This window comes from Kaistia dalseonensis, assembly GCF_030814715.1.
Taxonomy (GTDB): domain Bacteria; phylum Pseudomonadota; class Alphaproteobacteria; order Rhizobiales; family Kaistiaceae; genus Kaistia; species Kaistia dalseonensis.
This window is the reverse complement of the sequence record NZ_JAUSVO010000003.1, coordinates 409,505-436,428: the sequence shown is the minus strand read 5'-3', so window position 1 is coordinate 436,428 and position 26,924 is coordinate 409,505. Positions and strand designations below refer to the sequence as shown.

Below are 26,924 nucleotides of genomic sequence, written 5' to 3'. Positions count from 1 at the left end.
GCCTGATCTTGAAGATCCCCGGCCAGGGCGTGAATCGCGCCGGGGGTGGCAGGCAATGCAGGTCCAGAAACAAATCCAGAGGACAGGGTCATGAAACACTATTTGCGGCACATGGCAGGGCTTGGGCTGGCGATCGGCGTCGTCGCATGGAGCGCGGGCGCGATGGCGGCTGAGATCACCAAATCGCCCGAGGTCGCCAAATCCGGCACGCTGGTCATCGCCAATACGCTCGACTACGCGCCGTTCGAATATCTCGATGCCGACGGCAAGCAGACCGGCATCATTATCGAGCTGGCCGGCGAAGTCGCCAAGATGGTCGACGCCAAGCTCGATATCCAGCGCACGCCGTTCCCATCGATGATCCCCGGCCTCGCCGCCGGGCGCTTCAAGATCGCCTGGGAGACGTTCTCCGCCAATCCCGACCGCTTGAAGCAGGTCGATTTCGTCATGTTCCTGAAGGCCGGCGTGGCCGCCTCGACGACGCCGGATCTGGTGGCGTCGTTCTCGGGCGATCATCCGCTCTGCGGCAAGCGCGTCGGCGTCTCGGCCGGCACGGCGTCCGATTTCCTCGTCGACAAGCTGGATGCGGAATGCAAGACGGCCGGTCTGCCGCCGATCCAGAAATCCGTCTTCAATGCCTCGACCGACATCATCCAGGCGGTGCTTTCCGGCCGCGTCGATGCGCGGCTCGACGATGCGACCGCATCGAGCTATTTCGAGGTGACGAGCGGCGGCAAGCTGGTCGTGCTGCCGACCCTCTATGACGTCGCGCCGCTCGGCATGGCGGTCGCCAAGGGCGATGCTGCGACGCAGACCATGATGGTCGAGGCGCTCGCGGAATTGTTCAAGAACGGCACCTATCAGAAGGTCCTCGATAAATACGGCATGGGCAAATATGCCATCAAGGAACCCTATCTGGTCGACAGCATGGACAAAGTCCGCAACGATTGATCGCGAGTGGCGCCGGGGCCTCTGCGTTCCCGGCGCTTCTTTCTGTCCCTACCTTTCCGGGGGAACATGCGGATGAGCCTGGCCGAGCCGGACAACATGATCGAGCGTCCTTCCGATCCCATTGACGATCTGGTCGTGGTGCCGCGCCGGCATTACGGCATCTGGATTGGCATGGTCGTCGCGCTGTTGTTCGCCTTCGTGATCATCCGTGCGCTCGCCACGAACCCAGCCTTCGCCTGGGATGTCGCTGCCGGCTATCTGTTCCATCCCTCGATCATGCGCGGCCTCGCCAAGACGCTTCTGCTCACTGTCGTGATCATGGCGGCGGCCATCGTCGTCGGCACGATCATCGCCATCATGCGCGTCTCGCCGAGCCTGGTGCTGCAGAGTTTCGCCAGCGCCTATGTCTGGTTCTTCCGTGGCGTCCCCGCGCTGATCCAGCTCATCTTCTGGTTCAACCTCTCGCTGCTCTTCCGCACCTTCTCGCTGTCGCTGCCCTGGATCGGGCCGGTCTTTTCGGTCAACACCAACGATTTCATGACGCCCTTCGTTTCGGCGGTGGTGGCGTTGTCGCTCTGCGAGGCGGGCTATCTCGCCGAGATCATCCGCGCGGGCATCAAATCCGTGCCGAGCGGCCAATCGGAAGCTGCCAGCGGCCTGGGCCTTTCCTACGGCCAGATCCTGCGGCGGATCATCCTGCCGCAAGCCATGCGCTTCATCGTGCCGCCGACGGGCAATGAGGCGATCAGCCTTTTGAAGATGACGTCGCTCGTGACCTTCATCGCCGTGGATGACCTGTTCTATACGGCGCAGAGCATCTATGCCCGGACCTTCGAGACCATCCCGCTGCTGATCGTGGTGGCGTTCTGGTATCTCTTCGTCGTGACCGTGATGTCGATCGGACAGCATTTTCTCGAGCGCTATTACGGGCGGAGCGACAAGCTCGACGAAAGCCCCTTCGCGCGGCTGATACGCCTCGCCTTTGCCCCGCGCCGTGTCGGAGTGCTGCCATGACGCCGAAGGCGGAAAACCAGGCGCGCTTCGGCGTGGCGCCCGATGCCATGGTCTTCGCCCGCGGGGTGCGCAAATCCTATGGTCCGCTTGAGGTCCTGAAAGGGATCGACGCGACGGTCCCCGCCGGTTCGGTCGCCTGCATCATCGGACCCTCCGGCTCGGGCAAGAGCACGTTCCTGCGCTGTATCAACCATCTGGAGCAGCTATCGGGCGGGATCCTCCTCGTGGACGGAGAGTTCGTCGGCTACGATCTGCGCGACGGCAAGCTCTATGAGGTCAAGAACAGCCTGCTCTGCAAGCGCCGCGCAGATATCGGCATGGTGTTCCAGTCATTCAATCTCTTCTCCCACATGACGGTGATGGAGAACCTGATCGAGGCGCCGCTGCGGGTGCGCGGCATGCCGGTCGGTGAGGCCAGGGCCAAGGCCGAGATCCTGCTCGCCCGTGTCGGCCTCTCCGACAAGGCGGCTCGCTATCCTCGTGAACTCTCGGGCGGCCAGCAGCAACGGGTGGCGATCGCGAGGGCGCTGGCGATGAACCCCAAGGTGCTGCTCTTCGACGAGCCGACCTCGGCGCTCGATCCCGAACTCGTCGGCGAGGTGCTGCAGGTCATGCGCGATCTGGCGGCGAGCGGCATGACCATGGTCGTGGTGACGCATGAGATCGGCTTCGCCCGCGAGGTCGGCGACCAACTGATCTTCATGGACCAGGGCGTCATCGTCGAACGCGGCGTGCCCCGCGAGATGATCGCCAATCCGCAATCACCGCGCACCAGGGAATTCCTCTCGCGCGTTCTCTAGCGGTGGCGAAAACGGCTGCTTCCATCGGCGCCGGCGCTGTCGTCGCCTGCGTGACCGTCGACATTATCGAAATTCCTGATATGTACCTTTGATCGCAAGGCCGGCGCATGGACCTTTGGGGATCGAAGCTTGAAGAGAAATTTCCTGACTCTCGACGTCGCCGACAGCTATGCGGCGCTGAAAGGCATCGCGTCCCCGGTGCGCATCGACATATTGCGCCTGCTCCACGACAAGGGGCCGATGAACGTGAACGAGATCAGCGCGGCGCTCAAGCTGCCGCAATCGAGCGTGGCGACGGCCGTGCAAATGCTCGAGGAAGCGGAACTGATCGACACCAAGACCGTGAAGGCGAAGAAGGGGCACCAGAAGCTGTGCTCGGCGCGCTATGACGAGATCGTCATCCGCTTCGATACGGCCTCGAAGACCCCGGATGAGGAGACGATCGAGGTCTCGATGCCGATCGGGCTCTATACGAGTTGCGATACCCGCGCGCCCTGCGGCCTCTGCTCCAGCGAGGGCGTGATCGGCCTGCTCGACGTGCCGAATTTCTTCCTTGATCCGAACCGCATGCAGGCCGGCCTGATCTGGTTTGGCCGCGGCTATGTCGAATACAAATTCCCGAACAACGCCAAGATCTTGAACGAGGCCATCAGCGCGATCGAGTTCTCGATGGAGCTCTCCTCCGAGGTGCCGGGAACCAATCCCGTTTGGCCCTCCGACATCACGCTCTGGGTCAACAATGTCGCCGTCGGCACCTGGACCTCGCCCGGCGATTTTGGCGACAAGCGGGGTGTCTATACGCCGCGCTGGTGGAAGCTCGAAGGCTCGCAATATGGCAAGCTCAAGACCTGGACCATTTCAGCGCGCGGCACGTTCATCGACGGTATCAGGATCTCCGATGTGACACTGGCCGATCTGGACCTGGAGAACCACCATTCCATCCGCATGCGCATCGGCATTGCCGACGAGGCGAAGCATCCGGGCGGCATCAATATCTTCGGCCGCGGCTTTGGCAATTACGATCAGGACATCGTGATGCGGCTCTATCGCGCGCCTGAACGAGCGTGAAAACCGCTGGACGATCCGGCGACGCCAGGCGTCACGGTGGACCGTCTTTCAGCATATGAAATGACCATTGGTTGATTGACACCTCGTCGGGTTCGAACCATACTCAGCGTTATGTATCGAAAATAATGATACAAATACCGGGAAAACGCAGAGTGAGGTTGCCGTGAAAGCGAACGTGACCGTCCATAGGGACTTCGCGATCTCTCCGATTGACGATCGGGTCTACAGTTCATTCCTCGAGCATTTGGGCCGCGCGATCTATACGGGCATCTACGAGCCCGGCCATCCGACGGCTGATGCCGACGGGTTTCGCGGCGACGTGCTCGATCTCGTCCGTGCGGTGAAGACGCCCTATGTGCGCTATCCCGGCGGCAATTTCGTCTCGGCCTATAATTGGGAAGATGGCATCGGCCCGCGCGACCAGCGCCCGACCCGCCTCGACCTCGCCTGGCGCACGCGCGACGACAACCGGATCGGCGTCAACGAATTCGTCGATTGGTGCAAGAAGGCCGACACCAAGCCGATGCTGGCGGTCAATCTCGGCTCGCGCGGCCTCGATGCAGCGCGCAATTTCGTCGAATATTGCAACCATCCGGGCGGTTCCTATTGGAGCGACCTGCGCCGCAGTCATGGCTGGAAGGACCCGCACAACGTCAAGCTCTGGTGCCTCGGCAATGAGATGGACGGTCCCTGGCAGGTTGGCCACAAGACGGCGGAGGAATATGGCCGCCTTGCCAATGAGACGGCGAAGGCCATGCGCCTGTTCGACAAGTCGCTCGAACTCGTCGTCTGCGGCTCGTCCAATTCCGACATGCCGACTTATCCCGACTGGGAGGCGACGGTCCTCGAACACACCTATGATTCGATCGACCACATCTCGCTGCACATGTACTTTGCCAATAACGAGCACGACACGCTCAACTATCTGGCTAAGGCGGAGAAGCTCGATCGCTATATCAACACGATTGGCGGCGTGATCGACTTCATCAAGGCGAAGAAGCGTTCGAAGAAGGACGTGAAGATCTCCTTCGACGAGTGGAACGTCTGGTATCATAGCCGCGAGCAGGACAAGAAGATCCTCGAGGGCGACGAGTGGCCGGATGCGCCGCATCTGCTCGAAGACCTCTATAATTTCGAGGACGTGCTGCAGGTCGGCGGCATTCTCAACACCTTCATTCGTCGCGCCGACCGGGTGAAGATCGCCTGCATCGCGCAGCTCGTGAACGTCATCGCGCCGATCATGACGGAAGAGGGCGGTCCGGCCTGGAAGCAGACCATCTACTATCCGTTCCTCTATGCCTCGCTCTATGGCCGTGGCACCTCGCTGCGCGCGGTCGTCGACGGCCCGACCTATGACAGCACGTCCGGCGACGACGTTCCTTATCTCGACGTTTCTGCGGTCCGCTCGCCCGAGGGCGACGCCGTCACCTTCTTCGTCGTCAACCGCCATCTGACCGAAACGCTCGATCTGACGGCTGCGCTCGAAGGCTTCCCGAAGGCGAGCCTCGTCGAGCACATCCAGATGACGCATCCGGATCTGCGCGCCATCAATACGGCGGCGAACCCGGACAACGTCGTGCCGAAGACCGTTTCGGGCACGCATGTCGAAGCGGGCACGCTCATGTCGAAGCTGCCGCCGCTCTCCTACAATGTGATCAGGCTCTCAGTCTGAGCCTCCCGTCGCGGCCGATGGCATCGGCCGCGACGCTTCATTCCGGATCGGTCGCCGATGCAGCGCTCGTCCTGATCCGCCGCGCGGCCCGGCTGCATCGCTGGACCGGCTCCGCCTCTCATTGCACGCGGTTGAGACCGTGCTTTGGGCTGCATTTCATCACGCGTGACCAGAACCGCATGCCGGCGCTTGATGTCGTCAATTGACGACGAGGACAATATTGGCTCCCGACAAAGCGTGATGCCGTAACTGTTCGGTTTGCGGTGCACAATATTATTTGGAAGACTGCGGCGCCTTCCACGTTCTATGCTGGCGATATCCTGTGCTTCGGAGATTTTCTGGACTATTGCGGCAATAGTCTTGATTTCCAGGAAGCGAAGCGTGTGGGGCGGGGGAAGCCATGAGACCGTCGCGACGCGAGTTTATGCGCTGGAGCATGGTGAGCGGCATTTCGCTCGGCCTGTCACGGTTGGCCTCGGCCGATACGCCGAGCTTTCTCGTGCGTGAGACCTTGCCGGGGCGGGGCGTTCCGAGGCCGGCGACGGGCCGCGTCGATGGCGTCGCCAAGGTCACCGGGGCCAAGCTCTACGCCTCCGATTTTCGCGCGGCCGATCTTCCGGGCTGGCCGGCCGAGACGTCCCATGCCCTGCTCGTACGCGCGGCCGACGCGACCCACTCTTATGAGGGCCTCGATCTGGCGCGGCTCGGCGCGATTGCAAAGCCGACTGTCGTGGTCACGGCCGAGGATCTCGATCGCATCGGGACACGGGTGCCGTCATTCTATGCCGGCGATCTGTTCTGTCCGGTCGGCAAGACGCCGCTCTATCTCGGCCAGCCGGTCGCCCTGCTGATCTTCGAGCGGTTCGACGATTTCGACAAGGCGCGGCTCGCTCTGCGCGACGGCAATTTCCTGAAGTTCGGGGCGGAGACGGGGCCGGTCGCGGTGCCGAACTATGCCGCGTTCCGCTTCACACGCGTTGCCGGAGCGACGCCGGATGCGCCCGACATCTATTCGCCGATCCAGGAGGGCTGGATCAGTCCGGGTTTCCTGGAGAGTTCCGGGCGCCCCATCTGGGCGCCGCTTCCCGTCGCCAAGGGCGGGGAATACGTCAAGGGCGCGGTCTTCGGCGAGAAGATCCGGGCCGAGCTCGGCAGCGGTGACCCGGCGCTGCTGACGCTCGACCGTGACTTCGAGACTCAGTCGGTCGATCCGATGTTCCTGGAGCCGGAATGCGGGCTCGCCTGGTACGATGCGGGGGAGGGCGATCTTTCGATCGTGCTCGGCGTGCAGTCTCCCTTCGAGGCCGCGAGCGCGGTGGCCTTCCTGCTCGGCGAGGCCGGTGACGGCTTCAAGCCGAAGCGCATCGATGCGCAGTTCGCCTATGTCGGCGGCGGCTTTGGTGGGCGCGATCACACGCCGTTTCCGCTCTATGTCGCGCTGGCGGCGATGTTCTATCCGGGCCACGCCGTGCGCCTCGCGCATGACCGCTTCCAGCAGTTCCAGGGCGGCATCAAGCGCCACGCATTCAAGATGCGTACGCAGATCGGCGTCGACCGCGCGAGTGGCAAGATCACGGCCTTTGCCGCCGATCACGTGCTCGATGGCGGCGGGCTGATGAACTATTCGGTCAGCGTCGCCGTCGTCGGTGCCACGGGCGCGATCGGCATCTACGACATACCGAAAGTCGATGTCACCACGGTCGCCGTCCATTCGCGCGGCGTCACGGCCGGATCGATGCGCGGCTACGGCACATTGCAGACCATGACGGCGCTCGAAGTACTGATCGACGAGGTCGCGACAACCCTTCCAATCGATCCGATCGCCTTCCGGCGGCTGAACGCGCTGAAGACCGGCGGCCGGACGATGGCCGGCAACCCCTATTCGGTCTCGGTCCGCACCCGGGAAATCCTCGACAAGCTCGAGGCGCACGCGATCTGGCAGAACCGCGGCGTGGAGAAGGCCGGAGCCAAGCCGGGCTATCTCGTCGGGACCGGGGTGGCGTGCGCGGCGAAGGATTATGGCACGGGGGCGGATTGTGCGCTCGGGACCGTCGAAATCGCGCCCGACGGCCGCATTTCGATCCACGGCGACGCCGTCGAGATGGGTAATGGCATCGGCACTGCGCTCGCGAACCGTGTCGCGATCCATATTGGCGGCATTGCCGACGCGGTGACCGTGGCGCAGGTCGACGTCTTCGACGCGCTGGAACTGTTCACGAGCGGCGATTCCTACACGATCAGTCAGGCGGAACAGGACACGGCCGCAAAGGATACGCGATGGGTGCCGGCGATCAGTTCCGCGACCAGCGCCTCGATCGGCGCCCATGTCGGCACGCAGGCGGCGGCGGAGGCGGCGCGGGTCGTGTTCCGCTTCGGCCTTTGGCCGGCCGCCCTGGCGCTCTGGGGCATTGCACCAACCGATCCAAGGGCGAAGCAGGCGGGCGAAGCCTATTGGCAGGACCGGCACCTCATCATGACCGGCCTTTCCCCGCTGCCGCTCGAAGCGATAGCGGCCAAGGCCCATGCGCAGAAGGGCGTGACCGGCGCGATGGCCCACGCCTTCTCGCGCTGGGCCTGGGCGCAGGCGACATTCGATATCGCCGGCGAGGCTTGGACGGGCGATATCGACGCGCTCGCCATCCGCCGTGGTGGCGATGCCTTCACGCGCCTCGATCGGTCGGTGGTCGCTTTCCCGCCCGCCGATTATAACCGGATCGGCACGGCATTTTCCTCGCTCTGCGGCACGCTCGTCCGCGTCGAGATCGAACGCGCAACCGGCCTGCTGCGCATCGCCAGCGCCTATAGCGTGCTCGAATGCGGCCAGGCGCTCGTGCCCGAGGTCGTGGTCGGCCAGGCGCAGGGCGGTTTCGCTATGGGCGTCGGCTATGCGCTGCTGGAGACGCTGCCGCCCTTCGAGGACGGGCCCGGCAACGGCCAGTGGAATCTCGGCCAATATCTCGTCGCGCGCGGTTCGGACCTGCCGCTGCACGATCTGGAGATCGAGGTGCTGCCGCCGCTCGCGGCCAACGAGCCGCCGAAGGGTATGGCCGAGGTCGTGATGATACCGATCGTGCCGGCCCTGCTGAACGCCATTTTCGACGCCACCGGCCACCGCTTTCAATCGCTGCCGGTGACCGGGGCCATGCTGAAGGGAGCGCTCGCGTGACGAACCTCGCCTTGACCATCAACGGCCGCGCCTATGGCCCGATGGATGTGCGCGACGAACTGACGATGAACGATTTCCTGCGCGAGTTTCTCGGCATGACCGGGACGAAATTCGGCTGCGGGGCAGCGCAATGCCTGAGCTGCGCAGTCATCGTCGATCGGCCGGATGGCAGCAGCTATACCAACCCGACCTGCATCGTTCCGGCGGTGAATTTCGACGGCAAGTCGATCCGCACCGTCGAGGGGCATGCGAGCGATGGCGCGCTCACTCCGCTGCAGACGGCCTTCATCGAGCATTTCGCCTTCCAGTGCGGCTATTGCACGGCCGGCTTCCTCAATGAGGGGCAGGTGCTGCTGGAGCGGCTGGCCCGGCAGAAGGTCGCGCGGGCGGATGTCGAGGCGACCATTGCCGAAGCGCTCGACGGCCATCTCTGCCGGTGCACGGGCTACGTCAAATATCACGAGGCCGTGCGGGCCGTCATACTGGCAGACCCCGGCCGCTATCTGATCTAGGCGCTCTGTATCGCGTGTATGGGCAAGACCCAACCGGTCCCATCGGGCTGAAGGATAGTCGAAGATGAAGCGCGAATGGCGGATTCCGGTCCTCGTCCTGGCGGTGATGGCGATCAATATCGCGGCCGCCTGCCTTGCCGGCTACACGGTCTCGGCGACGACGTCGAACGCTCTCGCCTCGCCCGAGAGCTTCGCCACGATCAGCGATCCGGCGAAGCGTTCGGCCGCCTATTTCACCGAACTCGGGAAGGTGCTGACCAATCCGCGCTGCACGAATTGCCATCCCGCCGGCAATCGGCCGCGCCAGGGCGATATGAGCCGCCTGCACGAGCCGCCGGTCTTTCGTGGTCCTGATGGCTTCGGGCTCGAAACCATGCGCTGTTCCACCTGCCACCAGGACGCCAATTTCGAGCCGGGACGCGTACCGGGGCACCCCGAATGGCATCTGGCGCCGCTGGAGATGGCCTGGGAGGGCAAGACCGTCTCGGAGATCTGCGCCCAGATCAAGGATCCGAAGCGGAACGGAAACCGCTCGCTGCAGGACCTCGTCAAGCATATCGGCACCGACACGCTGGTCGGCTGGGCCTGGGCGCCCGGCTTCGGCCGCACGCCGGCCCCCGGCACGCAGCAGCAGGCGGGCGCACTGGTCGCGGCCTGGGCCAATTCCGGCGCGGCCTGTCCCTGAGCCTGTTCTTCACGCGAGAGGATTCGCGTGAAGACGCCTCGCTCGAGCCCCGCCTGCCTCAGGCGGGGACTGCCTCGCGGAGACCCAGATAGCTCGCGACCACACGGCGGTCATGGATCAGGTCGGCCGCTCGGCCTTCGAGCGTGACCGATCCCGTTTCCATGACATAGGCATAGTCCGCGACCTCGAGGGCGGCGCGGGCATTCTGCTCGACGAGCAGGATGGAGACGCCGGTCGAGCGCAGTTCGACGATGATGCGGAAGATGTCCTTCACGATCAGCGGCGCGAGGCCGAGGCTCGGCTCGTCGAGCATCAGCAGCTTCGGCTCGATCATGAGCGCACGGCCCATGGCCAGCATTTGCCGCTCGCCGCCGGACAGCGTTCCGGCGAGCTGATGGCGCCGCTCGCCGAGGCGCTTGAAGCGGTCATAGATCCGGGCGAGCCGGTCGGCCTTTTCCCCCCGCGTGACCTTGGCGCGAAAGGCGCCCAGCGTCAGGTTGTCCTCGACGCTCATGGTGGAGAAGAGCTCGCGCCGCTCCGGCACCAGGCTCATGCCGGCCATCACGCGCGTCTCGACGGGCTCGTCGCTGCAATCCGCGCCGTCGAACTGGATGCGGCCTTCACCGCGCACCACACCCATGGCGGCATTGAGGAGCGTCGACTTGCCGGCGCCGTTGGCGCCGATCACGGTGACGATGCTGCCGGCGCTGATGTCGAGCGAGACGTTCCTGACCGCCTCGGCCTTGCCGTAGGAGACGGAGATATCGCGCAGGCTGAGAACGGTGCGGGTCATGCGACGCCTCCGAGATAGGCCTCGATCACGACCGGATTGGCCTGGATCTCCGCCGGCGGGCCTTCGGCGAGCTTGGTGCCGAAATCCATGACGACGAGGCGGTTGGTCAGTCCCATGACGAAATCCATGTCGTGCTCGACGAGGAGGATCGCCACACCTTCCTGCGACAGACGCTTCAGTAGCGCGGCCAGCGCCTCCTTTTCGAGGTGGCGCAGGCCGGCTGCCGGCTCGTCGAGCAGAAGCAGCACGGGATCGAGGCAGAGCGCACGGGCGATCTCGAGCACGCGCTGCTGGCCGAGCGCGAGGCTGCCCGCGGGCTTCGCCGCGAGATCAGCGAGGCCGACGCGTTCGAGTTGGTGTTCGGCCTCGCGGAAGATGCGTGCTTCCTCGGTGCGATCGAACCGGAACAGGCCGCGCATCGCACCCGCCTCGCCGCGCAGATGCGCGCCGAGGGCGACATTTTCGAGCACGCTCATGTCCGGCACCAGCTTCACATGCTGGAAGGTGCGCGAGACGCCACGCCGGGCGATCATCCGCGCCGAGAGGGTGGATATGGTCTCGCCGGCGAAGCGGACCGCGCCGCTGGTCGCATGCAGCACGCCGGTCACGAGGTTGAAGGTCGTGCTCTTGCCGGCGCCGTTCGGGCCGATCAGCCCGACGATCTCGCCCGCCTTCAGCGAGAAATTGATGTCGTTGACCGCGACCAGTCCGCCGAACGTCTTGCGCAGATCGGTGACGTCGAGCAGCGCCGAGCCGGCCTCCGGGAGCGAACGGCGAGGTAGCGGCTCGGCATAGCCGGATTTCCGCCGCCGTGCGCCCGGCAGCAGGCGCGCGAAGTGCGGCCACAGGCCGTCGCGCAAAGTCTGCAGCAAGACGATGATCAGGATGCCGAAGATGATCGTCTCGAAATTACCTTCCGTCTCGAAGAGGCGCGGCAGCAGTGACTGGAGCTGGTCCTTCAGCACGATGACGATGCCGGCGCCGAGGATCGCCCCGCCGACATGGCTCGCCCCGCCGATCACCGCCATGAAGAGATAGTCGATGCTTGCGCCGAGGCCGAAGGGCGTCGGGTTCACGGCGCGCTGCATATGGGCGTAGAGCCAGCCGGAGAGCCCGGCGAGCACGGCCGCATAGGTGAAGGCGACGAGGCGGATGCGGATCGTGTTGATGCCGAAGGATTCGGCCGCCCGTGCCGTGCCCTTCAGCGCGCGGATCGCCCGCCCGGTGCGGGAACCGAGCAGGTTGCTCGTTCCGACCGCTGCGAGCACCAAGGCGATCGCCACGACATAGTAGTATTCACTTGATGCGATCAGCGCATGGCCACCAACCGCCAGGGCCGGAATGTCGGCGATGCCGTCATGGCGGCCGAGAAAATCCAGATTGCCGAAGAGGTAGTAGAGGCTGATGCCCCAGGCCAGCGTGCAGATCGGCAGGTAGTGGCCGGAGAGGCGAAGCGTGACGGCGCCGAGGATCGCCGCCGCAATGCCGGTCACGACCAGCGAGATCGGCAGGGTCAGCCAGGGCGAGAAGCCATAATGCGTCGTCAGGACGGCGGTCGTATAGGCGCCGAAGCCGACAAAGGCGGCCTGTCCAAAGGAGGTCATGCCGCCGACGCCGGTGAGCACGACGAGGCCCATGGTGACGATCGAGGCGAGGCCGATATAGTTCAGCAGCGTGATCCAGTAGGGCGGAATGCCCGGGATGGACGGCAGCGCGAACAGGATGAGGATGGCGATAACGCCGAGCAGGCGACGGTCCATGCGGGTTACTCCTCATCCTCGGCGGGGCCGGCGCGCAACGAACGCCAGATCAGGAACGGGATGATCGCGGTGAAGACGATCACCTCCTTGAAGGCGCTGGCCCAGAAGGAGGAGATGGACTCCAGTATGCCGATCAGGATCGCCGCGACCGCCGCGATCGGATAGCTGATCAGCCCGCCGATGATCGCGGCGACGAAGCCCTTGAGGCCGATCAGGAAGCCCGTGTCGTAGTAGACCGTGGTGAGCGGCCCGATCAGTATGCCCGAGAGGCCGCCGAGCAATGCCGCGATCAGGAACACGGTCCTGCCCGAGAGGCTGGTGCTGATGCCGACGAGCCGGGCACCGAGGCGGTTGACGGCCGTGGCGCGGAGCGCCTTGCCGATCATGGTGCGCTCGAAGATGAGATAGAGGCCGAGCATCAGGACGAAGCTGACGGCGACCACCGCAATGCTCTGGCCGGTGATCATGGCCGGGCCGACATTGAACATGGCGTCGGAGAAGGCTTCGGTGCGCGAGCCCTCGGCGCCGAAGAACAGCAGGCCGAAACCGGTCAGCGCCACATGGACGGCCATGGCGGCGATGAGCAGCACCAGCACCGAGGATTCGGCGAGCGGCTGGAATACGATGCGGTAGAGATAGGGGCCGAGCGGCGCGACGAGCGCCAGCGACAGCACGATTTCGACGCCGAGGCCGAGCTTGAGTGGGGCGAGCCAGATAGCCAGGAACGCGAGCAGCACGGGAAGGCCGACATTCCAGCCGAGAATCCGCGGCACGGCCGAGAAGCGGCGATGCCGCAGCGCCTCGACCAGTTCGAAGATCGCTGCAAGACCACCGAAGCCGACGAGCAGCCAGACGATCGATGGCGCGGTGCCCTGCTGCAACTGTGAAAGGGTCAGCGCGCCAAAGGAGATGAACTCTCCCTGCGGAACGAAGATGATCCGCGTGACGGTGAAAACAAGCACGATGGCGAGCGCCAGGAGCGCATAGATCGCTCCTGTCGTCACGCCATCCTGCACGAGCATCAAGGCGATCGTGCCGTCCATTCGTCCTCCCTCGACCCGCCGGCAAGCAGCGGGCCGCTCCTCAGATATCCTCCCCTCCGGCTGCCCTCCTCAGGGTCAGACGGCAGCCTTCTCGGCCAGAAGATCCAGCGCTACGTCGATGATCATGTCCTCCTGGCCGCCGACCATGCGCCGACGCCCGAGCTCGACCAGTATGTCGAAGGAGGAAAGCCCGTATTTCTTCGCAGCCGCCTCGGTATGGCGCAGGAAGCTCGAATAGACGCCGGCATAGCCGAGCGCGAGGGTCTCGCGGTCGACGCGGACCGGGCGCTCCTGCAGCGGACGGACGAGGTCCTCGGCCGCGTCGATCAGGCGACGGACGTCGCAGCCATGATCGAGGCCCATCTTGTCGATGGCGGCGACGAAGGCTTCGAGCGGCGCGTTGCCGGCACCGGCGCCCATGCCGGTGAGGCTCGCATCGATGCGGTCGGCGCCGTGCTCAAGCGCGGTGATGCTGTTGGCGACGCCGAGCGCGAGATTATGGTGCGCGTGCATGCCGACTTCGGTCTCCGGCTGCAGCGTGTCCTTGAAGGCGCGGACGCGATCGGCGACGTCGTACATGTTCATGGCGCCGCCGGAATCGACGACATAGACGCAGGTCGCCCCATAGCTTTCCATCAGCTTCGCCTGCGCGGCGAGGCCCTGCGGCGTATTCATATGGCTCATCATCAGGAAGCCGACGGCGTCCATGCCGAGTTTGCGCGCATGCTCGATGTGCTGGCGGGCAATGTCCGCCTCGGTGCTGTGGGTCGCGATGCGGACGACGCGCGCGCCGGCCTTGTAGGCGGCATCGAGATCATGGGTCGTGCCGATGCCGGGCAGCAGCAGCGTCGCGATCCGCGCATTCTTGACGACCGAGGCGGCGGCCTCGATCCACTCGATATCGGTGTGGGCGCCGAAGCCATAGTTGAAGCTCGAGCCCTGCAAGCCGTCGCCATGGGCGACCTCGATGCTCGCGACGCCGGCGGCGTCGAGGGCGGCGGCGATCGTCTCGATCTGCTCGATCGAATAGCGATGGCGGACGGCGTGCATGCCGTCGCGCAGCGTCACGTCGGAAACATAAATCCTGCGGTTTGCGATGGTCATCGCGATCTCCCTGTCAGCCGGCGACGGCGAGCGACTGGCGCTCCGCCGCCATATGCTCGGCCGCGGCCAGCGCCGCGCTCGTCATGATGTCGAGATTGCCGGCATAGGCCGGGAGGTAATGGGCAGCGCCTTCGACCTCGATGAAGATCGTGACCTTGAGGCCGGTGCGGGTGCCGATGCCGGGGATGGTCAGAGGGTTCGACGCGTCGAAGGCGTCGAACTGCACCGCCTGCTTCAGCCGATAGCCGGGAACATAGCGCTGGACCGCCGCGGCGATCTCGGCGACCGAGGCGACGATCGCATCGCGGTCGGCGTCGAGATCGGTGAGGCAATAGACCGTGTCGCGCATCATCAGCGGCGGCTCGGCCGGATTGAGCACGATGATCGCCTTGCCGCGTGCGGCACCACCAACCTCGACGAGGGCGCGCGATGTTGTTTCAGTGAATTCGTCGATATTGGCGCGGGTGCCGGGGCCGGCCGATTTGCTCGCAATCGAGGCGACGATCTCGGCATAGGCAACGGGGGCGACGCGCGAGACGGCGTGGACCATCGGAATGGTCGCCTGGCCGCCGCATGTCACCATGTTGATGTTGCGCGCCTTGCTGTGCGCTCCGAGATTGACCACCGGCACGACATAGGGACCGACGGCGGCAGGCGTCAGATCGATCACGCGCACATCATGCGCGGCGAGCCGCTTGTCGTGCTCGACATGGGCTCCGGCCGATGTCGCGTCGAAGACGATGCCGATATCGGCGAAATCGGGCAGCGCCAGCAGGCCGTCTATGCCTCCGGCGGTGGTGGCCACGCCGAGGCGGGCGGCGCGGGCGAGACCGTCTGATTTCGGGTCGATGCCGACCAGTGCGGCCATGCGGAGGTGCTTGGCATAGCGCATGACCTTGATCATCAGATCCGTGCCGATATTGCCGGATCCGATGATCGCGACCGCGATCTTCTCATCACTCATGACAGTCCTCATGCGGTGAACACGGCCCTGACCGAGCCGAAACCTTCGATATTGGCGGTGTACGTGCCGGGCTCCGTCACGACGGCCATGGGGCCGAGCGCGCCCGTCATCACCACGTCGCCGGCGCGCAGCGGGGTGCCGATCGCGACCATCATGTCGGCGAGCCAGCAGGCGGCGTTGACGGGATTGCCGAGGCAGGCGGCACCGGCTCCCTTCGAGACTTCCTGACCCGCGCGGTCGAGCGACATGGTGCAGTTGAAGAGATCGACGGCGCCGAGCGACAGCGGCCTGGTGCCGAGCACGAAGCGCGCGCTCGAACCATTGTCGGCGACCGTGTCGAGCAGGCGGATGTCCCATCTGGCGATACGGCTGTCGACGACCTCGATGGCGGCAACGGCATAATCGACCGCGCGCAGGATATCGGCGGTGGTGTTGCGCTCGAAGGTCAGGTCACGGCCGAGGATGAAGGCGATTTCTGCCTCGACCTTCGGCTGGATCAGTCCGCCGAGCGAAATCTCCGCGCCGTCGCCGATCGCCATGGCGGCGAAGAGCGTGCCGAAATCGGGGGAATCGACGCCGAGTTGCTTCTGGACCGCTTTCGACGTCAGTCCGATCTTGCGGCCGACGATGCGTTCGCCTGCATCGCTGCGGCGACGGTTCACCTCGTTCTGCACGGCATAGGCGGCCGAGACCGCGTCGCCGACGGAAAGCGCCGCGATTTCCTCGCGGATCGGCGGGCAGGCGCTACGATCGGTTTCGGCGGCGATGAGCCTGTCGGCGAGCGATCGAATGGCCAGGCTGTTGCTGACGTCGTTCATTGTCCATCCTCAGGTAACGGACCGGGCCGGTTTTTCGGCCCGGTCCGGTCTCACTTCACGAGCTTCCACTGTCCGTCGACGATCTCGATCAGGACGCGAGCATTGTCATCGAGGCCGGTATGGTCCTCGGGTGTCATCGTGTAGACGCCGTGGACGCCGACGAGGCCCTTGGTGTTTTCGAGCGCATCGCGAACCGCCGCGCGGAATTCGGGCGTGCCGGGCTGGGCGGTCTTGAGCGCCGTTGGGACGGCGTTGGCGAAGAGCAGCCAGGAGTCCCACGCGGTTCCCGCCTGCGCCGAGCGCGAGTTGGGGCCGTTCGCATCCTCGATCGCCTTGTTGAAGGCGACGCCGGCCGCCTTGCTCGGGTGACCGTCCGGCAGTTGCTCGGCGACCAGGATCGGTCCGACCGGTATCAAGGTCCCTTCGACGGCCGCGCCGCCGACACGGATGAACTCGCGCGTCGTGACGCCGTGCGACTGGTAGATCTGGCCCTTGAAGCCGCGCTTCTTCAGCTCGATCTCCGGCAGCGTGGCCGGGGTGCCCGATCCGCCGACGAAGACGACCTCGGGATGATAGGCGAGCAGCTTCAGGACCTGCGCGGTCACCGTCGTGTCCTGCCGATTGAAGCGTTCGCTCGCCACCAGCTTGATGTCCGTACCGGCGAGGGCCTTGTCGAGCTCCTTGGCCAGCAGGTCGCCCCAGGCGTCGGCGAAGCCGATATAGCCGACCGTCTTGACCTTCTTCTCGGTCATGTCCTGCACGATGCGGCGGACCATGGAATCCGCGTTCTGCACCGAGCGGAAGACCCATTTCTGCTTGTCGGCCGGCGGCTGATAAGGCGTGAGCGCGATCATGGGTGTGCCGGATTCCTGCGCCACAGGCGTCACGGCCGCGGCGAGGGCGTTGATGCCCGGTCCCAGAATGACGTCGACCTTGTTCTCCGAGACGAGACGCTGGGCCGCGCGCACGGCGGCGGTCGGATCGGTCGCGTCATCGAGAATGACGACCGTGACCTTTTCGCCGGCCAACGTATCGGGGATCAGCGTAATCGCCCGCTTCGTCTCGGCGCCGAGTGCGGCGGCCGGCCCCGTGAGCGGCGCGAGCACGCCGACGGTGATGTCGGCCCGTGCCGCCAGGCTGCTCGCCCCCACCATGAGCAGGGCGACCAGGCCGGTCCCCAGATGCCGCATCGAACCATTGATCATCTTCATTCCATCCTCCCTCGAAAAGTCAGTCGGCCCCGGCTCCCTCCGGGGCCGCGATCAGGCGATCGCCTCCACGTGGCACGACATGGCGCGCGTCAGCGCCACGACGCCGTCATCGATGGATTGCGGCTTGCAGGCCGCGCCGACGAAGCGATCCGGACGGACGAGGATCACCGGATCGGCATTGCGGCCGAACCATTCCTTGAGCCGTCCATCGCGATCGCCGACCACGGTCACGTCGTTGTAGCGGGCATGTTCGTGCTGGAGCTGGACGCTCGGCACCACGGAGATGATGCGCGCCCCGAGCCGATCGAGCGTGCGCCGCGTTGCGGGCGACAGCCAGCGCGAGGGGTCGATGCCCCAGGCGATCAGCGCAAAGCCATTGCCGATGATGTCGTCGAGGCGCACCACGCGCCGGTCGGCGGTCTCGACCATGGGCTGGATGAACATGCGCCCGACAGGCGAGGCGGCGTCGAAACCGTGGCCATAGAAGAGCGCGCCGGATTTGTAGCGCGGCATCGGCTTGAAGCGCATTTCGAGGAAATAGCGCTTCACCGGCGGGATATAATTGAGGAGCCAGGTGATGGCGTCGCGCAGGCCGACGACGATCGGATTGGTCGGCGAGAAGATCCGTCCGGCAGTCTGCGACAGGTCGATCATGGCGCGGGCATGCTCACGCCGCTCTTCCTCATAGGTGTCGAGCAGTTCGTCGCCGGCTATGCCCTTCAGAACCAGAGCGAGCTTCCAGCCGAGATTGGCCGCGTCGCGCACGCCGCTATTGTAGCCCTGGCCCTGCCAGACCGGCATGATGTGGGCGGCGTCGCCGGCGAGCAGCACGCGGCCTTTGCGGAAGTGTTTCGCGAGGCGCGCATTATGCGTGTAGATGCGGGCGCGGATCAGGTCGATGTTGTCGGGGTCGGCGACGACCTTGGCGAGCATCTGGCGCAGCATTTCCGGCGGCACGACGTCGCCCGGTGCCTCGCCCGCAAACAGCATGAACTCGAAACGGCGAATGCCATGCGGCAGCGCGATCGACACATAGGGCCGCGCCGGGTCGCAATGCATGTAGGCGTTGGGGCTGGCGACGGGATCGTTGGCGACATCGATCACGATCCACCGGTTTGAATCGGTGGTGCCTTCGAAGGGAATGTCGAGCGCCTTGCGGATGGCGCTTTTGCCGCCGTCGGCGGCAACCATGTAGCGGGTGCGGATCGTCTGCGTCGTGCCGGTCCGGTCGACGACCTTGAGCGTGACGCCTTCATTGTCCTGCGTGAAGCTATCGAGCCGCGTGCCCAGTTCGAGCGAGACGCCGGGATAGCGTGAGAGGCCGTCGGCGAGCACGCGGTCGACGAGCGGCTGGATGAAGGCATTGCGCCGGGGCCAGCCGAATTCGTCGGTGCGCGGCTCGATCGAGGCGAAGCAGCGACCCTTGCCGGTGACGAAGCGCATCCACTGATTGGGCGTCGTGTGCGGCAGCACGCCGTCGACAAGGCCGACCGCCTGGATCGCCCGCAGGCACTCGTCATCCATGCCGACGCCGCGGGGATAATCGATCAGCTCTGGCAACTGCTCGAGCACCAGCACCGAGAGGCCCTGCGCCCCGAGCTGGTTCGCGATCAGCAGCCCGACCGGGCCGGCCCCGACAATGACGGCGTCCGGCTCGGCTAAGCCGGTCCAGTGATCCGCATCATGTGATGTAGTGCTCATGTCGCCTCCCTCTCATGGCAGGCGACGCGCCTCCGCACGTCGCCGCGTCCTCTCCCCCGTGCCTATGCGGCGACGGGCTGTGCCTCCGGAACCGTTTCTCCCTTGAGGAAGCCGAGATGAATCCGGTTGAACGTCTCGGCATCCTCGAATTGCGGCCAGTGACCACAACCTTCCATGACCGTGAACAGCGCACCCGGGATCATGGATGCGATGCGGCGGCCTTCGCTCACATCGGCCGTCGGATCATCCGAGGTCCATAGAACCAGCGTCGGCGCCTTGATGCGCCCATAGTCGGCCGGATACATGAGGTTCCGCTTCCGGACCTCCATCTCCTGCAGGATCATGTTGTGCTTCATGGCCTCGGCCATGCCGGGCTGGGCGTAGATCGCCTGGCGTGTCGCGACGAGATCGTCATAGGCCTTGGACTTGTCGGCCATCAGCCATTCGACGCGGGCCTTGATGAACTCCCAGGTCGGATCGCTGGCGGCGCGCAGCGAGAGCGTCTTCAGGCGCTCCATCACCACCGGGTCGGCCTGCGAGCCGCCGGCCGTGTTGAGAACCAGGCGGTCCACCTTCTCGGGATGGTCGGCGGCGATGCGCGACGCGACCCAGCCGCCGAGCGATTCACCGCTGAAGGACGCCTTCTCGAAGCCGAGGACCTTCATGACGGCGAGCACGTGCTCGACATAGTGCTTCACCTCGAGATCATGCGAGGCCTTGTCGGTCCAGCCATGGCCGAGCATGTCGATCGCCCAGACATCGAACAACTCGCCATGCGAGCCGAGATTGCGGACATAGGCCTCGGCATGGCCGCCGACGCCGTGCAGCAGGATGAGCGGCGGCAGGCCCGTGCGGCCCGAATGCAGATAGCGGGTCTTCACACCGTTGGCCTCGATGAAGCCCTGCGAGAAGGAAACACCGCGAAGATCGCCCCAGACGCTCTGGAACGGTGCCGGCTTCGCTGCCTCGGACATGAATTGGCTCCTCTTCTTGATAGGCTTGGGATCAGGTGGCCGAACGCGGCGTCGCGGTCGCGATCGCCATGCCGGTGATCCATTCCGGAACGGGCTCGTAGAATTCGACGGTTGTCTGGAAGTGGCCGGCCGCCGACAGGGCACCGAAGGCCGCGATCCAGCTGCGCACTTCATGCGCGCCGCGTCCTGCGGCCTCGGTGATGTCGTCGTCGCGCCAGTCGTCGCCGACCGTCAGGTCTTCACGCGTCAGATGATCGAGGAAGTCGCGATCCCAGGTCGGGTTGAGCGGACGGAGCGGGCTGGTGCCTGAGACATAGGCATGGCCGGCGCCGTGGATCCGCGTCTGGCGCGACAGGCGGGCCGCGTGGCTCGCGGCGCGGCCGTCGATCAGCTTGGCGCGCACATCCGGCGTCGCGCCCTTCATGGCCGGGATCGGCGGATCATGCGACAGGCCGCCCGAGGCCAGGAACAGCACGCGCTGGCTGGTCCGGTTGGCCCAGACGCCGACCGCCTCGCCGAGCGCGCGGACCCGCGCGAAGGTCGGGCGCGGCGGCGCTGCGCAGTTGATGAAGATCGGGACGATGCGCGTCAGCGAATGAAATTCCGAGAGCAGTTCTACCGGCTGCACGGCGCCATGATCGACCTGCATGCGATAGGACAGCGCAATATCGACGCCGGAGCGGGTGCAGGAGGTGGCGATGTCGACGGCAATATCCTCGGGAACATCGAGCTGGCCGGGGACGGAGCCGAAATCGCCGATCGAATTGGCGGCAGCACCGATGCAGAATGCCGGCATCAGGTCGTAGAAGAAGCCGTTGAAATGATCCGGGAAGAAGACGACGCAGAGATCGGGCTCCCACTCGGCGATCTTGCGCGACGCAGATTTCAGCGCCGCGTTGAAGCGGGCTTCGACGCCGGCATCGGCGCGATTGTGATCCATAAGCGGTGAATGGCTGAGGCAGACGGCGCCCGCGATCATCGGCTTATTCTCCCTGTTCGATGTCGTCGGCCGGGCATCGATAATCGCTGTGCGATCGACGTCCTCCCCGGCCGTGCTGGAAGGGAGCTATTCACAAGGGCATGACGTGTCACAATGGAGCTGTTAGAAATGTGCACTAGGTGCACAGAGGTCCGTGATGTCCGACTCGTCCTATCGCAATGTCCGCGCACTGGAACGCGGGCTCGACATCCTGATGGAGCTGAACCAGCGCGGTCATGCGCGCCCATCGGAACTGGCGGAGGCGACAGGGATCGACCGGACGACGGTCTACCGGCTGCTCGCGACCCTCGCCAAGCGCGGCCTGGTGGCCCAGCGCGCGGCTGACGACAGCTACGGGCTGCTTCCGGCCGTGCGCCAGCTCAGCGAGGGCTTCACCGATACGGACTGGATCGCCGCGATCATTGCGCCCGAGCTCGGCAAGCTGATGCCGCAGGTGCTGTGGCCCAGCGATTTCGCGACCTTCGAGAAGGGCTGGATGGTCATACGCGAGACGACCCATCGCTTCAGCCCGTTCTCCGTCCATCGCTCCATGATCGGCCGGCGCCGTCCGCTGACGCGCAGCGCGCTCGGGCTGGCGCTGCTTTCGGCGGCGAGCGAGGCCGAGCGAACCACCATGCTCGAGATCACCGCGCGTGCCGGCACGGTGGACAGCGAGGCGGCCGCCGATCGGCGCACGATCGATCGCGCCATCGCGGATGTGCAGCGCCGCGGCTATGCCTGGAGCATTGGCGGATCGGATAGCGCGATCAGCGCCATCGCCTTGCCGATCCGTGGCCCGCAGCATGTGCTGGGCTCGGTCAACGTGTTGTTCTTCCGCAGCGCCATGAGCATCGAGGATGCGGCGGAGCGCTATCTGCCGGCCCTCAGGGCCTGTGTCCAATCGGCCGAAGAGGCCATCGCGCGGACATCATCCGCCGAGGCGCCGGCGGGGAGCGAACTGCCGCAGGAGCCATAGGCCGTGTCGGTGACGGCGCTGGTCGCGCCGTCACCTTTCCTTTCGTCGAGCAGGCGATGATCGTCTCAGGCGGCGACGCCGAGCAGCCTTGCACGGGCGGCGGCGAGGCATTCCTCGAACGGACCGAGATCGTCGAGCAGGTGCTCGGGCGCGACGGAACGGCGAATGAAGACGCCGCCCATATGCTCGATGCCGCCATCGAGCATGAGGTTGTCGCCCATGTCGTTGTTCTCGACCATCAGCCCGTCCGGTCCGCGCATCATGCCGTCATCGGCCTTGGCGACGGCGCCCTTGTAGTAATCCGCCGTCAGCCGCTCGGCGTAGAGCCGGCCGTCATTGGAATAGCCGAAGGCCGGCTTGCCATGCGCGACCATGAAGCCGAGCTCATAGGCCGTGCCGACATCGGCGCTGATGCCGCGAAACGGCGTCAGGTTGGCGATGATGAAGTCGCTGTCGCGCATCACCGCCTCGTTGGCGGCGCTGATGTGGAGGCCGAAGGCGAACGGCGTCGAATGGGGCGCATCGTCTTCGCCCATCCAGACATTCGGCACGAAGCCATAGCGGCGGGTGAGTTCCTGCTTGGCCGCGATCACTTCGCGGCCATTCTTCAGGAACACGTCTGGACCGGCCAGATAGACCTTCATCGCGGCCATCTCAGCTGAGCTCGCCGGCTTCGATCGCGGCCATGATGCGGTCGCGATAGGTCGGGTCGACCTCGTTGGAGACATTCTCGGTCCGCGAGGCCTCTTTCATGAAATGCTCATAGCCGCGGCCCATTTCCCAGCCGCGCTTGGTGTGCATGTCGATGGCGAAATCGGGGATCGGCGGCGCCTTGTCGCGGCGCTCGATCTCGAGCTTGGCCCAGTTGACCATGTCGTCCGTCGTGCGGTCCTTGGCGCTCGAGGCGAGGATGCGGATCGCATGCGCGGCGAAGAGGAAGCGGTCGCCGATCGGGCGGGGATAGCGCGTGTGGTTGCGATAGAGCGTATCGACCAGAACCGGCGCCATCATGTTGCCGAAGCCGACATCCTCGACCGAGATCACCATCAGCCGGTCCCAGAGCATCTGCTCCAGCTGCGGGCTGGTGATGTACATCTCATAGGCGATGAGCAGCGCGTTCTCGGCCAGTCCGCGGCGCAGGCACTTCTGCAGGCCGGAGATCACCTCGTCGGCCGGCACGCCGTGCCACGTCTTCACATCCTGCCAGGGGTCCTTGGCGAGCGTCACTTTCGTCATGTTTTCTCTTTCCTTCGGGGTTGGTCGAAGGTGTCCGGTCTTGCGATCGGCGAACTTCGGCGGTTCAACGCGGCCCGCCCGGGTCGCGTCATGCGGGATCAAGGGCGACGGGTGTCGCCCTTGCAATGGGTCAGGTCCAGCGCTTCAGCACGGCGCGTTCGGCCGATAGCGCCAGGCCGAAACAGATGACCGAAATGATCGTCGCGACCACGCTGGTGCCGAAGGCGCGGTCGGTCTGGAAGTTGGAAGCGGCGGAGCGGAAGAGATAACCGAGCCCCGACGTTCCCATCAGGAACTCGGCCACCATCGCCGAGAGCACGGCTGGCGGCGCGGCGAGGCGGAAGGCGATCATCCAGTTCGGCACGGCCGAAGGCAGCACCAGCCGCACGAAGCGCGTCCAGCGGCTGGCGCCGAAGACCCGAAAGAGATCGTCGCTGCCGGCCGGCAGGGTCTTGAGCCCGGCCGAGGTGAAGACAAAGGCCGGGAAGAACGAGATGATCACGACGATCGCGAGCACGGTTTTGACGTCATAGCCGAACAGGCGTGCGATGATCGGGATCAACGCCACCACGGGGACCGAGGAGAAGACGAGGCCGAGTGGCGTCAGTATGCCGCTCAATATGTCGGACGACCAGGCGAGCACGGCGACCAGCGTGCCGAGCGCCATGCCGAGCACGAGGCCGAGGGCTGCGAGGAACAACGTCTGGCTGCCATTGCTCAGATAGACGCCGGGCTCGGTGACGATATCGCGTGCGACGTCGATCGGATGCGGCACCACGATGCTGTTGACGCCGGTGATCGTCACCCAGGCCTGCCAGAACAGCAGCACGCCCGCGACGCCCCAATAGCGCGAAACGAAGGTCTTGAGCATTTTCGTCATCGATAGCGCTCATAGGCGAGGCGTTCGGCGAGGCTCATCAGGCCGAAGATCAGTAGCGAGGCGGTCGAGGCGATCAACACGGCGCTCCAGAGCAACGGGATCTGGAAGTTCTGCATGGCGCTGACCATCAACAGGCCGAGGCCGCGGCTCGATCCGAACCATTCGCCGAGAATGGCGCCGATGAAGGCGGCGGGGACGGCGTATTTCATGCCGCTCACCAGAGCGGGCAGGGCGGCGGGCATGTCCAGGCGGCGAAGCTGCGTTAGGCGCGACGTCCCGAAAACCTGGAACAGATCACGATGCGCCGCGCTGCTTGCGGCAAGGCCGGAGGTCGCCGAAACATAGATCACGAAGAACACGCCGAGTGCGGCGATCGCCATGCCGGTCAGTTCGCGCGACAAGAGCACGATGAAAAGCGGCGCCAGCGCGATGGTCGGGATCGCGTGGATGATGCTCGCCAGCCGGTCGAGGCCGGGCCGGAGCGGGGGCACGAGATGGCCGAGCGCCGCCGCAGCAAGCCCGAGGACCAGGCCGATCGCATAGCCAAATGCGATCATGGAAAAGCTCGCGGTCATCGCGCGCAGGAACAAAGGCCGGCGCGATGGATCGAACAGGAAGGCGAGCACGGTCGAAAGCGGCGGCCAGGTCAGACCGGCCCAACCCCGGATGCCGATCAGTTCCCAAAGTGCGAGAAACAGCGCGATGCCGATCGCGCCGAGCGTGATGGTGCGGATGCGCTGGCGATGCTTCATCCGTGCCCTCCTGCCGGCTCGAGTGCGAGCGTGAGTTCATCGACGAGTTCGTGGAAGCGCGGCTCGCGGGTCACGTCGGGGTGGCGCGGACGGGCGAAGGGCACTTCGACCGTCTTCAGGATCTTCCCCGGTCGTCCGGTCATGACGACGACGCGGTCGGCCAGGAACAATGCCTCGTCGACCGCGTGGGTGACGAGCAGCGTCGTGATGCGCTGCTCGCTCCAGATGCGCTGCAATTCGACGTTCATCTGCCGCCGCGTGACGGCATCGAGCGCGCCGAACGGTTCGTCGAGCAGCAGCACGTCCGGCTTCAGCACCAGCGCGCGGGCGATCGAGGCACGTTGGCGCATGCCGCCGGAAAGTTGCTTCGGCCGCGCGGCCTCGAAACCGGCAAGGCCGACCAGCGCGATGAGCGCTGAGACGCGGGCCTTGTCGACCGGCTTGCCGGCCAGTTGGTAGGGCAGAGCGACATTCTGCGCGATGGTGAGCCAGGGCAGCAGAGCGTGGTCCTGGAAAGCGACGCCGAGCCTATGCTGGCGCGATAGTTCGACCGGCGCGCGGCCCTCGATCGTGACAGCGCCGGTACTCGGCTCTTCGAGTGCCGCGACCAGGCGCAGGATCGTGCTCTTGCCGCAGCCCGAGGGGCCGAGCAGGGCCACGAACTCGCCCTTGTCGATCTTCAGCGTCACCTCGCCGAGGGCCGCGATGGTGCCGCCGCCGTCGAGGGTGAACGACTTGCTGATATGATCGAGATGGATCGCCGTGACCGGCGCCGGAACGAGGCTCATCGGATCAGCCCAGAGCTTCCGTCACGACGGAAAAATCGACGATTTTGTCGATATCCGGCAAATTGGTTCGGCCCGTCGCCCTGGCGGCCGCCATCATGTCGCCGGCCATCAAGTCGCGATCCATCGACAGGAGCTTGAAATCGGGCTTCATACCGGGATGGATGATCGGGATCTGCAGCTCGTTCTGGCGCGTCTGCTGCGCGAGATCGAGGCCGAGATCGGCGCCATAAGTGTCGACGGCGAGCTTCGCGGCATAGGCGGGATCGGCTTCGTTCAGCTTCGAGGCGGCGATCAGCGCGCGGATATAGGCGACGATCGCCGGCCGGTTCTCGGCGAGGAACTGGCGCGTGACGAACGGAAGGCCGGCATAGCTCTTGAAGCCGAGCTCGTCGAAGGAGCGGAAGAAGAAGTCCTCGTCGCGCTTCAGGCCCATCTTTTCGAGCGTGATGGTCTGGTTGGTCGCAAAGGCCGTATAGCCGTCGCCTTCGCCGGCCACGAGCGGCTCGGGCGAGAAGCCAGCCGGGACCATGGTCCAATCATCGGTCTTGAGGCCGGCGAGCGCCAGCGTCGCCTCGATCGAGGTCTTCTCGTTCGGTCCCTGGGCCAGGATCTTCGAACCCAGAATATCCTTCGGCGTCAGGATCGGCTTCTTCTTCAGCGAGATGATGCCGAGTGGCGAGGACTGGAACAGGGTTGCGGTCAGCACATAATCATTGCCCTGCGCCACCGCATCGAGGAAGGGCAGCCATGAGGTGTAGCCGATCTGCGCGTCGCCGGCCGCCACGACCACCAGCGGATCCGGCGCGTTCGGCCCGCCGGGCGAGACGGTGACATCGAGCCCCGCCGCCGTGAACAGGCCCTTGTCGAGCGCGATCCAGTGCGCGGCGTGCTCGACATTGGACACCCAGCCCAACTGGACCTTGAGCTTGACCAGTTCCGCCGCCGACGCGGCGCTGGAGAAGAGGCTCGGCAGGATCGGCGCTGCCATGGCGCCGACGGCAAGCGATTTGAGCAAGGAGCGGCGATCGATGGTCATGAGTTTTCCCTGGAAGGCCCGTTTCGGGCGTTTTTGATGGA

The 26,924-nt window shown here is 65.3% G+C and carries 25 protein-coding genes; 9 read left to right on the top strand and 16 right to left on the bottom strand.

The genetic code is table 11. The features are described 5' to 3' along the window. Positions 1-90: 90 nt before the first annotated feature. From QO014_RS12560 to QO014_RS12525, 8 genes are all read left to right on the top strand, one after another. Positions 91-951: an ABC transporter substrate-binding protein gene (locus QO014_RS12560; protein WP_266349046.1), complete on the top strand. Its 861-nt coding sequence runs from the start codon at positions 91-93 to the stop codon at positions 949-951. A gap of 72 nt (positions 952-1,023) precedes the next feature. Further along, positions 1,024-1,965: an amino acid ABC transporter permease gene (locus QO014_RS12555; RefSeq protein ID WP_266349045.1), complete on the top strand. Its 942-nt coding sequence runs from the start codon at positions 1,024-1,026 to the stop codon at positions 1,963-1,965. A 47-nt stretch (positions 1,966-2,012) separates the two neighbouring features. Beyond that, positions 2,013-2,765 carry an amino acid ABC transporter ATP-binding protein gene (locus tag QO014_RS12550; protein ID WP_266349317.1) on the top strand — a complete coding sequence of 251 codons (753 nt, stop codon included), beginning with the start codon at positions 2,013-2,015 and terminating at the stop codon, positions 2,763-2,765. 129 nt (positions 2,766-2,894) lie between these two features. Then, on the top strand, positions 2,895-3,833 hold the full coding sequence (locus QO014_RS12545) for an ArsR/SmtB family transcription factor (RefSeq protein ID WP_266349044.1): 939 nt from the start codon (positions 2,895-2,897) through the stop codon (positions 3,831-3,833). A gap of 163 nt (positions 3,834-3,996) precedes the next feature. After that, positions 3,997-5,505: an arabinosylfuranosidase ArfA gene (gene arfA, locus QO014_RS12540; protein WP_266349043.1), complete on the top strand. Its 1,509-nt coding sequence runs from the start codon at positions 3,997-3,999 to the stop codon at positions 5,503-5,505. 400 nt (positions 5,506-5,905) lie between these two features. Then, complete coding sequence (locus tag QO014_RS12535; protein ID WP_266349042.1) at positions 5,906-8,671, top strand: xanthine dehydrogenase family protein molybdopterin-binding subunit; 2,766 nt, start codon at positions 5,906-5,908, stop codon at positions 8,669-8,671. Then, positions 8,668-9,183, top strand: a complete 516-nt coding sequence (locus tag QO014_RS12530; protein ID WP_266349041.1) for a (2Fe-2S)-binding protein — start codon at positions 8,668-8,670, stop codon at positions 9,181-9,183. Before QO014_RS12535 ends, QO014_RS12530 begins: the two co-directional genes overlap by 4 nt. A 106-nt stretch (positions 9,184-9,289) precedes the next feature. Beyond that, positions 9,290-9,868, top strand: coding sequence for an Isoquinoline 1-oxidoreductase subunit (locus QO014_RS12525; protein WP_370877138.1), 579 nt, complete (start codon positions 9,290-9,292; stop codon positions 9,866-9,868). A gap of 58 nt (positions 9,869-9,926) precedes the next feature. Here the strand turns inward: QO014_RS12525 and QO014_RS12520 are convergent, their stop codons facing one another. The 10 genes from QO014_RS12520 to QO014_RS12475 all read right to left on the bottom strand — a co-directional run bounded on the left by QO014_RS12520 (position 9,927) and on the right by QO014_RS12475 (position 21,215). Further along, the gene (locus QO014_RS12520) at positions 9,927-10,661 is read right to left on the bottom strand and encodes an ABC transporter ATP-binding protein (RefSeq protein WP_266349039.1); all 735 of its coding nucleotides are present in this window, start codon (positions 10,659-10,661) and stop codon (positions 9,927-9,929) included. Next, positions 10,658-12,421 carry a branched-chain amino acid ABC transporter ATP-binding protein/permease gene (locus QO014_RS12515; RefSeq protein WP_266349038.1) on the bottom strand — a complete coding sequence of 588 codons (1,764 nt, stop codon included), beginning with the start codon at positions 12,419-12,421 and terminating at the stop codon, positions 10,658-10,660. Before QO014_RS12515 ends, QO014_RS12520 begins: the two co-directional genes overlap by 4 nt. Positions 12,422-12,426: 5 nt before the next feature. Beyond that, the gene (locus tag QO014_RS12510) at positions 12,427-13,464 is read right to left on the bottom strand and encodes a branched-chain amino acid ABC transporter permease (RefSeq protein ID WP_266349037.1); all 1,038 of its coding nucleotides are present in this window, start codon (positions 13,462-13,464) and stop codon (positions 12,427-12,429) included. A 75-nt stretch (positions 13,465-13,539) separates the two neighbouring features. Continuing rightward, positions 13,540-14,568, bottom strand: coding sequence for a 4-hydroxy-2-oxovalerate aldolase (gene dmpG / locus QO014_RS12505; protein ID WP_266349036.1), 1,029 nt, complete (start codon positions 14,566-14,568; stop codon positions 13,540-13,542). A 13-nt stretch (positions 14,569-14,581) separates the two neighbouring features. Beyond that, entirely contained in the window at positions 14,582-15,532 is a 951-nt protein-coding gene (locus tag QO014_RS12500; protein WP_266349035.1) for an acetaldehyde dehydrogenase (acetylating), read from the bottom strand. 8 nt (positions 15,533-15,540) lie between these two features. Beyond that, complete coding sequence (locus tag QO014_RS12495; RefSeq protein ID WP_266349034.1) at positions 15,541-16,350, bottom strand: 2-keto-4-pentenoate hydratase; 810 nt, start codon at positions 16,348-16,350, stop codon at positions 15,541-15,543. A gap of 50 nt (positions 16,351-16,400) precedes the next feature. Continuing rightward, positions 16,401-17,561 carry an ABC transporter substrate-binding protein gene (locus QO014_RS12490; RefSeq protein WP_266349033.1) on the bottom strand — a complete coding sequence of 387 codons (1,161 nt, stop codon included), beginning with the start codon at positions 17,559-17,561 and terminating at the stop codon, positions 16,401-16,403. Positions 17,562-17,612: 51 nt separating this feature from the next. After that, positions 17,613-19,262 (bottom strand): bifunctional 3-(3-hydroxy-phenyl)propionate/3-hydroxycinnamic acid hydroxylase, encoded by a 1,650-nt coding sequence (locus tag QO014_RS12485; protein WP_266349032.1) that lies wholly within the window; start codon positions 19,260-19,262, stop codon positions 17,613-17,615. A 62-nt stretch (positions 19,263-19,324) separates the two neighbouring features. Then, positions 19,325-20,236, bottom strand: a complete 912-nt coding sequence (locus QO014_RS12480) for an alpha/beta fold hydrolase (protein WP_266349031.1) — start codon at positions 20,234-20,236, stop codon at positions 19,325-19,327. Positions 20,237-20,267: 31 nt separating this feature from the next. Next, the gene (locus QO014_RS12475) at positions 20,268-21,215 is read right to left on the bottom strand and encodes a 3-carboxyethylcatechol 2,3-dioxygenase (RefSeq protein WP_266349030.1); all 948 of its coding nucleotides are present in this window, start codon (positions 21,213-21,215) and stop codon (positions 20,268-20,270) included. A gap of 157 nt (positions 21,216-21,372) precedes the next feature. Between QO014_RS12475 and QO014_RS12470 the strand changes: the two genes are divergently transcribed. Then, on the top strand, positions 21,373-22,191 hold the full coding sequence (locus QO014_RS12470) for an IclR family transcriptional regulator domain-containing protein (protein ID WP_266349029.1): 819 nt from the start codon (positions 21,373-21,375) through the stop codon (positions 22,189-22,191). A 65-nt stretch (positions 22,192-22,256) separates the two neighbouring features. Here QO014_RS12470 and QO014_RS12465 read toward each other — a convergent pair whose 3' ends face one another. The 6 genes from QO014_RS12465 to QO014_RS12440 form a co-directional block, all read right to left on the bottom strand. Beyond that, positions 22,257-22,844: a nucleoside 2-deoxyribosyltransferase gene (locus tag QO014_RS12465; RefSeq protein WP_266349028.1), complete on the bottom strand. Its 588-nt coding sequence runs from the start codon at positions 22,842-22,844 to the stop codon at positions 22,257-22,259. A 1-nt stretch (position 22,845) separates the two neighbouring features. Next, positions 22,846-23,427: an AAA family ATPase gene (locus QO014_RS12460; protein WP_266349027.1), complete on the bottom strand. Its 582-nt coding sequence runs from the start codon at positions 23,425-23,427 to the stop codon at positions 22,846-22,848. A 130-nt stretch (positions 23,428-23,557) separates the two neighbouring features. Further along, a complete protein-coding gene (locus QO014_RS12455; protein WP_266349026.1) occupies positions 23,558-24,307 on the bottom strand; it encodes an ABC transporter permease in 750 nt (249 codons plus the stop codon). Next, entirely contained in the window at positions 24,304-25,059 is a 756-nt protein-coding gene (locus tag QO014_RS12450; protein ID WP_266349025.1) for an ABC transporter permease, read from the bottom strand. Before QO014_RS12450 ends, QO014_RS12455 begins: the two co-directional genes overlap by 4 nt. Beyond that, a complete protein-coding gene (locus QO014_RS12445; protein ID WP_266349024.1) occupies positions 25,056-25,847 on the bottom strand; it encodes an ABC transporter ATP-binding protein in 792 nt (263 codons plus the stop codon). The genes QO014_RS12450 and QO014_RS12445 overlap by 4 nt, the downstream gene beginning before the upstream one ends. A gap of 4 nt (positions 25,848-25,851) precedes the next feature. After that, positions 25,852-26,883: an ABC transporter substrate-binding protein gene (locus tag QO014_RS12440; protein ID WP_266349023.1), complete on the bottom strand. Its 1,032-nt coding sequence runs from the start codon at positions 26,881-26,883 to the stop codon at positions 25,852-25,854. Positions 26,884-26,924: the final 41 nt, after the last annotated feature.

Excerpts from the sequence above, each read along its gene's own strand:
- QO014_RS12445 (WP_266349024.1), bottom strand. The coding sequence starts at position 25,847 with ATGAGCCTCGTTCCGGCGCCGGTCACGGCGATCCATCTCGATCATATC.
- QO014_RS12535 (WP_266349042.1), top strand. The coding sequence starts at position 5,906 with ATGAGACCGTCGCGACGCGAGTTTATGCGCTGGAGCATGGTGAGCGGC.
- QO014_RS12470 (WP_266349029.1), top strand. The coding sequence starts at position 21,373 with ATGTCCGACTCGTCCTATCGCAATGTCCGCGCACTGGAACGCGGGCTC.
- QO014_RS12460 (WP_266349027.1), bottom strand. The coding sequence starts at position 23,427 with ATGACGAAAGTGACGCTCGCCAAGGACCCCTGGCAGGATGTGAAGACG.
- QO014_RS12525 (WP_370877138.1), top strand. The coding sequence starts at position 9,290 with ATGGCGATCAATATCGCGGCCGCCTGCCTTGCCGGCTACACGGTCTCG.
- QO014_RS12500 (WP_266349035.1), bottom strand. The coding sequence starts at position 15,532 with ATGAGTGATGAGAAGATCGCGGTCGCGATCATCGGATCCGGCAATATC.
- QO014_RS12515 (WP_266349038.1), bottom strand. The coding sequence starts at position 12,421 with ATGGACCGTCGCCTGCTCGGCGTTATCGCCATCCTCATCCTGTTCGCG.
- QO014_RS12485 (WP_266349032.1), bottom strand. The coding sequence starts at position 19,262 with ATGAGCACTACATCACATGATGCGGATCACTGGACCGGCTTAGCCGAG.
- QO014_RS12560 (WP_266349046.1), top strand. The coding sequence starts at position 91 with ATGAAACACTATTTGCGGCACATGGCAGGGCTTGGGCTGGCGATCGGC.
- QO014_RS12520 (WP_266349039.1), bottom strand. The coding sequence starts at position 10,661 with ATGACCCGCACCGTTCTCAGCCTGCGCGATATCTCCGTCTCCTACGGC.
- QO014_RS12555 (WP_266349045.1), top strand. The coding sequence starts at position 1,024 with ATGAGCCTGGCCGAGCCGGACAACATGATCGAGCGTCCTTCCGATCCC.
- QO014_RS12440 (WP_266349023.1), bottom strand. The coding sequence starts at position 26,883 with ATGACCATCGATCGCCGCTCCTTGCTCAAATCGCTTGCCGTCGGCGCC.
- QO014_RS12455 (WP_266349026.1), bottom strand. The coding sequence starts at position 24,307 with ATGACGAAAATGCTCAAGACCTTCGTTTCGCGCTATTGGGGCGTCGCG.
- QO014_RS12550 (WP_266349317.1), top strand. The coding sequence starts at position 2,013 with ATGGTCTTCGCCCGCGGGGTGCGCAAATCCTATGGTCCGCTTGAGGTC.
- QO014_RS12465 (WP_266349028.1), bottom strand. The coding sequence starts at position 22,844 with ATGGCCGCGATGAAGGTCTATCTGGCCGGTCCAGACGTGTTCCTGAAG.
- QO014_RS12475 (WP_266349030.1), bottom strand. The coding sequence starts at position 21,215 with ATGATCGCGGGCGCCGTCTGCCTCAGCCATTCACCGCTTATGGATCAC.
- dmpG (WP_266349036.1), bottom strand. The coding sequence starts at position 14,568 with ATGACCATCGCAAACCGCAGGATTTATGTTTCCGACGTGACGCTGCGC.
- QO014_RS12490 (WP_266349033.1), bottom strand. The coding sequence starts at position 17,561 with ATGAAGATGATCAATGGTTCGATGCGGCATCTGGGGACCGGCCTGGTC.
- QO014_RS12480 (WP_266349031.1), bottom strand. The coding sequence starts at position 20,236 with ATGTCCGAGGCAGCGAAGCCGGCACCGTTCCAGAGCGTCTGGGGCGAT.
- QO014_RS12450 (WP_266349025.1), bottom strand. The coding sequence starts at position 25,059 with ATGAAGCATCGCCAGCGCATCCGCACCATCACGCTCGGCGCGATCGGC.
- QO014_RS12510 (WP_266349037.1), bottom strand. The coding sequence starts at position 13,464 with ATGGACGGCACGATCGCCTTGATGCTCGTGCAGGATGGCGTGACGACA.
- QO014_RS12495 (WP_266349034.1), bottom strand. The coding sequence starts at position 16,350 with ATGAACGACGTCAGCAACAGCCTGGCCATTCGATCGCTCGCCGACAGG.